The following is a 9,474-nucleotide window of genomic DNA, read 5'->3' as shown; positions in this document are numbered from 1 at the left end:
CCCCCCCCCCCCCCCACGACTGGTTGATCGTCGAGGACGACTACGATGGCGAGTACCGTTTCGAGGGGCGGCCCCTGGAAGCTCTCAAGAGCCTGGATCGGGATCAGCGGGTGGCCTATCTCGGCACTTTCTCCAAGGTGCTGCATCCGGCCCTGCGGCTGGGCTATGTGGTGATGCCGGAAGGTTTGCGCCAAGCTCTGACCGGCGCCCGCCGGCTGGCGGACGGGTACGGCGGCGATCTCAATCAACGCGCCCTGGCGCACCTGATCGGCCAGGGGGATTTCGCCCGCCATCTGCAGCGCATGCAACGGATCTATCAGCGCCGGCGTGATGCCTTGCGGGAGGCCCTGGCCGCGCACCCTGAGCGGTGGCGTCCTTTGCCGGCCCTGGCCGGCATCCATTTGGCGGTGCGGCTGCGCGATCCGGCCCCGGATTGGCGCCGCCGCCTGGCCACCGCCGACGCCACCGTGCTGGCCCTGGACGATTTCTACCAGGGGGAGGCGCCGCCGGGCCTGTTGCTGGGGTTCGGCGCTTTGCCCGATAGCGCCGTGGGTCCCGGCGTCGACGCCCTGGCGCGGGCTCTGGGTACCCCGCCGGGCGGCTAGCCGTCCGCCGGCGGGTTCAGACGCAGCAGCTTGCCGTCCGGGCTGTCGGTGAGCAGGTAGAGGTGGCCGTCCGGACCCTGGCGCGCATCGCGGATGCGTTCGTCCCGCTCGCCCAGGTAGCGCACTTCCTCCACCGCCCGGGTGTCGTCGAAGCGCACCCGGTTCAGGTGGGTGAGCTTGAGGGCGCCGGACAGGGCGTCGCCGTGCCAGTCCGGGTAGCGCTCACTGGTCACGAAGGCCAGGCCCGAGGGGGCGATGGAGGGTACCCAGTAGTGCAGTGGCTGGGCGTAGCCGTCCTTCTTCTCCTCGCCGATGGTGGGGCCGTAGTATTCCTTGCCGTAGGTGATCACCGGCCAGCCGTAGTTGACGCCGGCTTCCACCCGGTTGATCTCGTCGCCGCCACGGGGGCCGTGTTCGTTGAGCCAGGGCTCGCCGGTGTCCGGGTGCAGGGCCAGACCTTGGGGATTGCGGTGGCCCCAGCTCCAGATTTCCGGTTGGGCGCCAGTGTTGCCCACCAGCGGGTTGTCCTCGGGGATCCGGCCGTCATCGTGCAGGCGCAGCACACTGCCGCCGTGCTCGCTGTTGTCCTGGGCGCGCTCGCGCTGACCCCGGTCGCCCACGGTGAGGAACAGGTAGCCATCGGCGTCGATGACGATGCGGCCGCCGAAGTGCTTGGCGGTGTCGGTGCAGGCGCTCTCGGCGACGAACAGGTCCTGGAAGTCCTCAAGGGCGCCGTCCCGATAGCGGCCCTGGCCCACGGCGGTGGTGGCGCCGCCGCCGTCGCAGGGTTTGGCGTAGCTCAGGTAGAGCCGCTGGTTGTCGGCGAAATCCGGGTGCGGGAGCACGTCGAACAGGCCGCCCTGGCCCTTGGCCACCACCTCGGGCACGCCGGTCACCGGTTCGCTTCGCAGAGCGCCGTCCACCACCCGGCGCAGGGTGCCGCGCCGCTCGGTGATCAGCCATTCACCGTCCGGCAGGAACGCCAGGGACCAGGGGGGCGCGAGCCCCTCCACCAGCGGGGTGGCGGTCAGGCCGTCGTCCTCCCGGGGTGTCAGGGGCGCGTCGGCGCCGGCGCAGCCAGCGACCGTGGTGGTGAAGAGGGTGGTGAGCAGGGCGGCGGGAAACAGGCGGAATGTCAGCGGCATGGCGACCTCGAAACGAAGGGAGAGTCGCCATGGAGCATGACACGCCGCCATGGGGGCGTGAAGCGGCCGCCGGGGTGTTATTTGCCGCCGCGGGCGTATTTGAGGAATTTTTCCATGGCGGCGTCGCGGTCGGCGGCCACCCGTTTGGCGCTGTCGCGCTCATTCAGCTGCTTGAGCAGCTCGGCGCTGCCCGGCGCTTCGGCGAGCAGGTCCAGCCCGAACAGCTTGCCGGCCACGGCCTTGGCCAGGTCGGCGCTGTACAGGAACAGGGCGTCGGCGGCGCTGAGCTGGTCGCCGGCCAGGTACGGCGAGAAGTCCGCCACCCGGTTGAGCGCGCGGATGCCCTTGAGCAGGGCCTCGCGGGTCTGTTCCTTGGTTTCGTCGCTGACCCGGCCGCCGAAGAACACTTCCGGGTAGCAGCGGCGGGCGGGCAGCTCGATGTACAGCTCCACCAGCTTGGCCAGTTCCTTGATCCGGGCGCGCTGGAACGGGTCCGCCGGGTAGAAGGCGGGGCCGTCGGTGGTGTCGTCCAGGTATTCCAGGATCACGCTGGTTTCGCACAGGGTGCCCTGGTCGGTTTCCAGCACCGGCACCTTGCCCATCGGGCTGACCGCCAGGACGGTGTCCTCCTGGGACGGGTAGAGGGTGACCTGCTCGAAGGGCACGCCCTTCTCCAGCAGGACGAATTTCACCATGTTCACGTAGTTGCTGGCGTCGAAGCCGTGCAATTTCAGCATCCGGTTTCTCCCGAAAAAGAAAGGTAAGGGGTTAAAGCGCGGTGAGCCCGCCGTCCACGGCGAGCTGGTGGCCGGTGACGAAGGAAGACGCGCCGGACAGCAGCCACCGCACCGCCTCGGCCACTTCGCCGGCTTCGCCGACCCGGCCCAGGGGGTGCATGGCGGCGTGGAACTGGCGTTGCTTTTCCTCGCTGGCGTAGCCGGCCCGGGCCGCCTGCTCGATGGCGCGCTCCATCATGGCGGTGCGGATGATGCCCGGGCAGACGGTGTTCACGCGGATGCCCTGGCGGGCGTACTCTGCGGCCACGCTCTTGGTCATGCCCACCACGGCGTGCTTGCTGCCGGCGTAGGCCGCCTTGCGCGGCGCGCCCACCAGCCCGGCCACGGAGGCGGTGTTGACGATGCTGCCGCCGCCGTGGGCGGCCATGGCGGCGGTCTGGTGCTTCATGCACAGCCACACGCCCTTCACGTTGATGGCCATGACCCGGTCGAACAGGGCCTCGTCCACCTCCGCCACCTTGTGGTTTTCTTCCTCGATGCCGGCGTTGTTGAAGGCGCCGTCCAGGCCGCCGTAGGCGTCCAGGGTCGCCTCCACCAGGGCGGCGACCTGGTCGTCCCGGGTCACGTCCACCCGCTGGGCGCGGGCCTCGCCTCCGGCGGCGCGGATCGTCCGGGCGGCGGATTCGGCGGCGTCGACGTCGATGTCGCCGAGCATCAGGCGGGCGCCTTCGGCGGCCAGCTGTTCGGCGGTGACCCGGCCGATGCCCGAGCCCGCTCCGGTTATCACGATGGCCTTGCCGGCCAGCCCTTGATCGCCCATGGCGCTGTTCTCCGTTGTTATTGAATGACTACTGTAGCGGATTGGCGGGCCGGGCCGGCATTGTCAAAAGCGCCAAGAAAGTAGTGACTGGCGCCTCCGGGCTCAGGCCGGCGGCTCCGCTGGGTGGTCGTCGGCCGGGTTCTCGGTGAAGCGGCGGTAGACGCGTACCGCGCTGGCGCTGGGTTGTACCCGCACGCCCCGGGCCTCGGTGTGGGCGCGGGTGATGGCGGCGCCGAACAGCAGAATCAGCGACGAGTAGTAGACCCACAGCAACAGCAGCACCAGGGAGCCGGCGGCGCCGTAGGTGGAGGCGGTGGCGGTGTGCGACAGATAAAAGGCGATCAGGAAGCGGCCGAGGATGAACAGCAGGGCGGTGATCAGGGCCCCCAGGCGCACGTCCCGCCAGCGCAGCACCGCATCGGGCAGTACCTTGAAGATGGTGGCGAACAGCAGCGTGATCACCGCCACCGACACCAGGCTTTCCAGGCCCACCGCCAGGCCCGCCGGGATCGGCAGCCAGTCCCGGGCGAACACCATCACGCTTTGCACCAGCACGCTGAGAAACAGCGACACCAGCAGCACGAAGCCGATGGAGAGCACCACGGTGAGCGACATCAGCCGGCTCTTGAGCAGCGCCAGGATGGTGTTGCGGGAGGGGCGCGGCGCCAGGTCCCAGATGTTGTTCAGGGAGCGCTGCATCTGGCCGAACACCGTGGTGGCGCCCACCAGCATGGCGCCGATGCCGATCAAAGTGGGAACGATGCCGCTGCTGTCCAGGCGGCTGCGTTCCACCGCGTCGCGGACGGTTTGCGCCGCCTCCGGGCCCACGGTGTCGTTGAGCTGCGCCATGATCTGGGCCATGGCCGCGTCGGTGCTCATCACCAGGCCGATCACCTGCACCGCCAGAATCACCACCGGAGCGATGGAAAACAGGGTGAAGAACGCCAGCGCGCCGGCGTAACTGATGGCGTTGGCGTCCATCCAGAAGCGTACCGCTTCGCGGAATACGCCGAACCAGTCACGCACCACTGTTTTCATCGCGGGTCCCCGTTGGCCAGCCCGCCGGGGTGGCGGGGGTCAGTGCAGTTTCAGGCGCGGGCGCACCAGTTTGCTGAAGCGGCCGGCGGCCAGCAGCATCAGGGTGCGCGGCCAGCCGTACAGGGCCGCCTGGTGCATGCGGTACAGACCCACGTACATGATGCGCGCCAGCCAGCCCTCGACGAAGAAGTTGCCGCCCTTCAGGTTGCCCATCAGCATGCCCACGGAGCTGTAATTGGACAGTGAAACCAGGGAGCCGTGGTCGCGGTACTCGAACGGCTTGGCGTCCCGGTTCATCAGCAGGCGCTGCAGGTTCTTGGCGGTGTGGTGGGCCATCTGCTGGGCGGACTGAGCGCGCGGCGGAATCGGCTTCTCGGCGCCTTCCGGCTTGAAGAAGGCGCAGTCGCCGATCACGAACACCCGCTCGTCGCCCTTGGCCTGCAGGGTGGGCTCCACTTCGATCTGGTTGATCTTGTTGACCTGGAAGCCTTCCAGCTTGCCGAGGAATTCCGGCGCCTTGACGCCGGCGGCCCACACCATCAGATCCGAATCCAGGGTGTCGCCGTCCTTGGTGATCAGGGCGTGCTCGTTGGCCTCGGCCACCATGACGCCGGTGCGCACGGTCACGCCCAGGCTTTCCAGGCGTTCCCGGGCGGCGGCGGAAACCCGTTCGGAGAGCGCCGGCAGGATGCGCGGCAGGGCTTCCACCACGGTCACCTTGAGTTGCTTGCGGTCCAGGTGCTCGTGGCCGTAGAGCTTGAGCATGGCCACCGCGTGGTGGATCTCCGCGGCCAGTTCCACGCCGGTGGCGCCGCCGCCGACGATGGCCACGGACACCGGGTCGTTGCGGTAGTTGGCCTGCAGGCAGGTGTTCATGAAGCGCTCGCGGAAGCGTTCCGCCTGGGCGCGGGTGTCCATGAACAGGCAGTGTTCGCGCACCCCGGGGGTGCCGAAGTCGTTGCTCTGGCTGCCCACCGCGATCACCAGGTAGTCGTAGGCGAGCTCCCGTTCCGGCAGCACCTGCGCGCCGTCGGCGTCGGTGATCGGCGCCAGCACCAGGGCGCGGCGGGCCTTGTCCACCCGGGTCAGGGTGCCCGGTTCGAAGCGGTAATGGTTAAGGCGCGCGTGGGCGCGGTAGTCCACCGCGTCCAGGTCCGCGTCGATGGCACCGGTGGCCACCTCGTGGAAGCGTGGCTTCCACACATGAATGCTGCTGGCGTCCACCAGGGTGATGTCGGCGCGGCCGTACTTGCCGAGCTTGCGGCCCAGCTGGGTGACCAGCGGCAGGCCGCCGGCGCCGCCGCCGACCACGACAATCTTGGGTTTGCTCATCAATGGACTCCTTGCGTCACGGCGGCCAGTCTAACGCCGCGGGGTAAAGGCGTGAAATCGTCCCTTGGGACTGTTTTTCGACTTTTGACCCGTGGGTCAGAGGGTCGCAAACGAAAAAGCCCGCCGAGGGGCGGGCTTTTTCCAGGGCCGGAGCCGGCGGCTCAGGCCTGGGGGCCGGCGGCGCGAATGTCGTCGGAGACGTCCGCGTACTTCTCGGAGAAGTTGGCCGCGAACTGGCGGGCCAGGTCACGGGCGCTGGCCTCGTAGTTTTCCGGGTTGGCCCAGGTGGCCTTGGGCTGGAGCAGCTTGTCGTCCACCCCGGGCACGCTCTTGGGCACGTCCAGGTTGATGATGTCCAGGTGCTCGGTCTCCGCCTCGTCCAGCTCACCGCTGAGAATGGCATCGATCACGCCACGGGTGGTGGGGATGCTGAAACGCTCGCCCTCGCCGTAGGGGCCGCCGGTCCAGCCGGTGTTGACCAGGTACACCTTGGAGCCGAATTCCTTGACCCGCTTGATCAGCAGCTCGGCGTATTCGCCGGCGCGGCGCGGGAAGAAGGGCGCGCCGAAGCAGGTGGAGAAGGTGCTCTTGATGCCCTTGCCGGCGCCCACCTCGGTGGAGCCCACCAGGGCGGTGTAGCCGCTCAGGAAGTGGTAGGCGGCGCCTTCGTGGGTGAGCCGCGACACCGGCGGCAGCACGCCGGTCAGGTCGCAGGTCAGGAAGATCACGTGCTTGGGTTCGCCGGCGTGGTTCTCGATCACGCGCTTTTCCACGTTTTCCAGCGGATAGGCGGCGCGGGTGTTCTCGGTCAGGGACACATCATTGTAGTCCGGCACCCGGGTTTCCTCGTTGAGGATCACGTTTTCCAGCACCGCGCCGAAGCGGATCGCGTCCCAGATGATCGGTTCGTTCTTCTGGCTCAGGTCGATGCACTTGGCGTAGCAGCCGCCCTCGATGTTGAACACCACGTCCTTGCCCCAGCCGTGCTCGTCGTCACCGATCAGGTAACGGGCCGGGTCCGCGGACAGGGTGGTCTTGCCGGTGCCGGAGAGGCCGAAGAACAGGGCCACGTCGCCGTTCTCGCCGACGTTGGCGGAGCAGTGCATGGGCAGCACGTCCTTTTCCGGCAGCAGGAAGTTCTGCGCCGCGAACATGGCCTTCTTCATTTCACCGGCGTAGCGCATGCCGGCGATCAGAATCTTGCGCTGGGCGAAGTTGAAGATCACGCAGCCGTCGGAGTTGGTGCCGTCGCGCTCCGGTTCGCACTGGAAGTTCACCGCGTGCAGGATCTGCCACTCTTCCTTGGCGCGCGGGTTGTACTTCTCCGGGCGGATGAACAGGGTGTTGGCGAACAGATTGTGCCAGGCGGTCTGGGCGGTGACCTTCACCGGCAGGTAGTGGTCGGTGTCGGCGCCCACGTGCAGGTGGGACACGAAGGTGTCGTCCTCGGCGGTGAAGGCCGCGACCCGATCCCACAGCGCGTCGAATTTGTCCGCCTCGAACGGGCGGTTGATGGGGCCCCAATGGATGTGCTCGCTGGTGCTGGGCTCATCGACGATGAAACGGTCCATGGGGGACCGGCCGGTGCGGTGGCCGGTTTCCACCACCAGGGCGCCGCTATCGGAGAGGCGGCCTTCGTTGCGCTGAATGGCCAGCTCGACGAGCTGAGCCGGGCTGAGATCGTTATAGGTCATAGGATTGGTCATGGTTCTTCCTGGGCTTTCCGCCTGGCTACGCTGACAGGCGCGCGATTATGACAGAAAAGCGGCCCGCTGGCGACGCCGCCCGGGCCGTTGTCATGTCCTGTTACCGGGCTTCCGCCTCGCGGGCCAGCTCGGCCAGATCCACGGCGTCGAAGTGCTCCCGGGACAGGCAGAAGTCGCAGGTCAGGGTGGCTTCGCCGTCCTCGTCCAGGAGCTGGCGGATTTCGGCGGCGCCCAGCGACAGCAGGGCGTTGCGGGTGCGCTCCCGGGAGCAGGTGCAGCCGAAGCGCAGCGGCTGGGGCGCCGGCAGCCGGGGCGGGGTTTCGTGGAACAGCCGGCGCAGCACCGTTTCGGTGTCCAGGTCCAGCAACTCCTCCATGGTCAGGGTGTCGGCCAGGGTTTCCAGGTGTTGCCAGTGTTCGGCGTTGTGCTCGGCGCCGGCGGCGCGGTCCGGCAAGCGCTGCAGCAGCATGCCCGCCGCCCGGCCGTTGCCGGCGGCCAGCCACAGCCGCGTGGGCAGCTGCTCGGACTGCTGGAAATAGCCCTCCAGGCAGCGCGCCAGGGTGTCGCCTTCCAGGGGCACGATGCCCTGGTACTGGCGGCCGCGATCCGGGGTGATGGTGATCACCATGGTGCCGTCGCCGATCAGACCCGCCACCGTGGGCGGGCAGTCGGCGGCGCGCTCGTCGTGGCGCGCCAGGGCGCGCAGCTGGCCGTCGTGGGTGCATTCGGCGAGCAGCAGGGACACCGGGCCCCGGCCCTGGGCCTGCAGGCTCAGCCGGCCTTCGAACTTGAGGGTGCCGGTGAGCAGGGCCACGGCGGCCACCGCCTCGCCCACCAGGCCCTGGACCGCCATCGGGTAGTCGTGGGCGCCCAGTACCTCGGCCAGGCTGCGGTCCAGGCGCACCAGCTCGCCACGGATGTCGGAATCGGGAAACAGGAAGCGTTGCTTTTGGTCGGCTGCCGGGTTGTCGGTCACAGGTCACCTTCGTGGTCGCGTCGGAAGCGCGCCAGGTCGCGGCGCTCCTTCTTGCTGGGTTTGTGGTCGGGCACCGGGGCGGCCAGGCGCGCCAGCCGGCGGCGCTCGGCGCCCTGCTCGCGCAGGGCGATGCTGTCCTCGGTTTCCCGGTATAACTGCTGGGCGGCGCTGGCCGGGCCGCGTTTGTTGCTCAGCCCCTCCACCACCACCGTCCATTGAACGTCGCCCTTGCGGATATCGAGCACGGTGCCCGGTTGCACCGCCTTGCTGGGCTTGGCCTTGCTGCCGTCCACCTGCACCTTGCCGCCCTCGATGGCCTGCTTGGCCTGGCCCCGGGTCTTGAAGAAACGGGCCGCCCATAGCCAGGAATCAACCCGGGTGCCATCGCTCATGGCAGCACCCGCAGGAAGTCGTCGATGGCCGGGAAGGGATCGGTATCGGCCCGTGCCGGCAGGCTGGAATCCGGCTGGCGGATGCTGGCCAGGTGCCCCAGGCCGTAGCGACGGCCGGAGTGCAGCACCGGCAGGGAATCGTCCACCAGCAGGGCCCGTTCCGGGTCGAACGGATGCTGGTCGCGCAGCCGCTGCCAGAAGTCCTGGGCCTCCTTGGGGTGGCCGTAGTCATGGCTGGACACCAGGGCGTCGAAATAACGGTCGATGCCGGTGCGTTCCAGCTTCAGTTCCAGACCCTCGCGGTGGGCGTTGGTGACCATGATCACCCGGCGCGGGCTCTCCGCCAGCGCCGTCAGGAACGCCTCGGCGCCGGGGCGTACGCTGATGCGATGGGCCGCCGCGCGTTTCAGCCCGGCGATGTTCAGGTTCAGTTCGCGGGTCCAGAAATCCAGGCAGTACCAGTTCAGGGTGCCCAGGTGGCTGGCGATCCATCCGTGCAGCAGGCGCTCCGCCTCCGGGTACGCCAGGCCGCGGCTGAGCGCGTACTGCTCGGGCACGTGGCGCAGCCAGAACCAGTTGTCGAAGGCCAGGTCCAGCAGGGTGCCGTCCATATCCAGCAACACGGTGTCGATGTCTGTCCAGTCGATCATTGCCTTGCCTGCGTCAGCCGCGATCCGCCGAGGGCGCACAGTATGCAATATCGGGGCGGCCGCCGAAATACAA

The 9,474-nt window shown here is 68.5% G+C and carries 10 protein-coding genes; 1 reads left to right on the top strand and 9 read right to left on the bottom strand.

Annotation, left to right across the window (positions count from 1 at the left end):
* On the top strand, window positions 1-605 hold a 605-nt coding region (locus HMJ39_RS18900; RefSeq protein ID WP_228462311.1), incomplete at its 5' end, for an aminotransferase class I/II-fold pyridoxal phosphate-dependent enzyme.
* Here the strand turns inward: HMJ39_RS18900 and HMJ39_RS12155 are convergent.
* From HMJ39_RS12155 to yrfG, 9 genes are all read right to left on the bottom strand, one after another.
* A complete protein-coding gene (locus tag HMJ39_RS12155; protein ID WP_194297520.1) occupies window positions 602-1,750 on the bottom strand; it encodes a PQQ-dependent sugar dehydrogenase in 1,149 nt (382 codons plus the stop codon). The two genes, HMJ39_RS18900 and HMJ39_RS12155, sit on opposite strands and share 4 nt — an antisense overlap.
* Before the next feature lie 77 nt (window positions 1,751-1,827).
* Window positions 1,828-2,487 carry a glutathione S-transferase family protein gene (locus HMJ39_RS12150; RefSeq protein WP_194297519.1) on the bottom strand — a complete coding sequence of 220 codons (660 nt, stop codon included), beginning with the start codon at window positions 2,485-2,487 and terminating at the stop codon, window positions 1,828-1,830.
* A 31-nt stretch (window positions 2,488-2,518) separates the two neighbouring features.
* Window positions 2,519-3,307, bottom strand: a complete 789-nt coding sequence (locus HMJ39_RS12145; RefSeq protein ID WP_194297518.1) for a glucose 1-dehydrogenase — start codon at window positions 3,305-3,307, stop codon at window positions 2,519-2,521.
* A 102-nt stretch (window positions 3,308-3,409) separates the two neighbouring features.
* The gene (locus tag HMJ39_RS12140; protein ID WP_194297517.1) at window positions 3,410-4,345 is read right to left on the bottom strand and encodes a YihY/virulence factor BrkB family protein; all 936 of its coding nucleotides are present in this window, start codon (window positions 4,343-4,345) and stop codon (window positions 3,410-3,412) included.
* A gap of 39 nt (window positions 4,346-4,384) precedes the next feature.
* On the bottom strand, window positions 4,385-5,677 hold the full coding sequence (locus HMJ39_RS12135; RefSeq protein WP_194297516.1) for an NAD(P)/FAD-dependent oxidoreductase: 1,293 nt from the start codon (window positions 5,675-5,677) through the stop codon (window positions 4,385-4,387).
* Between the two features lie 161 nt (window positions 5,678-5,838).
* Window positions 5,839-7,383, bottom strand: coding sequence for a phosphoenolpyruvate carboxykinase (locus tag HMJ39_RS12130; protein ID WP_194297515.1), 1,545 nt, complete (start codon window positions 7,381-7,383; stop codon window positions 5,839-5,841).
* Between the two features lie 100 nt (window positions 7,384-7,483).
* The gene (gene hslO / locus HMJ39_RS12125; RefSeq protein WP_161384617.1) at window positions 7,484-8,359 is read right to left on the bottom strand and encodes an Hsp33 family molecular chaperone HslO; all 876 of its coding nucleotides are present in this window, start codon (window positions 8,357-8,359) and stop codon (window positions 7,484-7,486) included.
* A complete protein-coding gene (locus tag HMJ39_RS12120) occupies window positions 8,356-8,751 on the bottom strand; it encodes an RNA-binding S4 domain-containing protein (protein WP_194297514.1) in 396 nt (131 codons plus the stop codon). Before HMJ39_RS12120 ends, hslO begins: the two co-directional genes overlap by 4 nt.
* Window positions 8,748-9,401, bottom strand: a complete 654-nt coding sequence (gene yrfG / locus HMJ39_RS12115) for a GMP/IMP nucleotidase (RefSeq protein WP_194297513.1) — start codon at window positions 9,399-9,401, stop codon at window positions 8,748-8,750. Before yrfG ends, HMJ39_RS12120 begins: the two co-directional genes overlap by 4 nt.
* Window positions 9,402-9,474: the final 73 nt, after the last annotated feature.

Source organism: Alloalcanivorax profundimaris, assembly GCF_015265435.1.
In the GTDB taxonomy this organism is placed as follows: domain Bacteria; phylum Pseudomonadota; class Gammaproteobacteria; order Pseudomonadales; family Alcanivoracaceae; genus Alloalcanivorax; species Alloalcanivorax profundimaris.
The sequence above is the reverse complement of the archived record's forward strand: the minus strand, read 5'-3'. Positions and strand labels throughout refer to the sequence as shown.

Bases quoted from the DNA above. Each gene is read 5' to 3' on its own strand.
- HMJ39_RS12135 (WP_194297516.1), bottom strand. From the start codon at position 5,677: ATGAGCAAACCCAAGATTGTCGTGGTCGGCGGCGGCGCCGGCGGCCTG.
- HMJ39_RS12120 (WP_194297514.1), bottom strand. From the start codon at position 8,751: ATGAGCGATGGCACCCGGGTTGATTCCTGGCTATGGGCGGCCCGTTTC.
- yrfG (WP_194297513.1), bottom strand. From the start codon at position 9,401: ATGATCGACTGGACAGACATCGACACCGTGTTGCTGGATATGGACGGC.
- HMJ39_RS12150 (WP_194297519.1), bottom strand. From the start codon at position 2,487: ATGCTGAAATTGCACGGCTTCGACGCCAGCAACTACGTGAACATGGTG.
- HMJ39_RS12155 (WP_194297520.1), bottom strand. From the start codon at position 1,750: ATGCCGCTGACATTCCGCCTGTTTCCCGCCGCCCTGCTCACCACCCTC.
- HMJ39_RS12130 (WP_194297515.1), bottom strand. From the start codon at position 7,383: ATGACCAATCCTATGACCTATAACGATCTCAGCCCGGCTCAGCTCGTC.
- HMJ39_RS12140 (WP_194297517.1), bottom strand. From the start codon at position 4,345: ATGAAAACAGTGGTGCGTGACTGGTTCGGCGTATTCCGCGAAGCGGTA.
- HMJ39_RS12145 (WP_194297518.1), bottom strand. From the start codon at position 3,307: ATGGGCGATCAAGGGCTGGCCGGCAAGGCCATCGTGATAACCGGAGCG.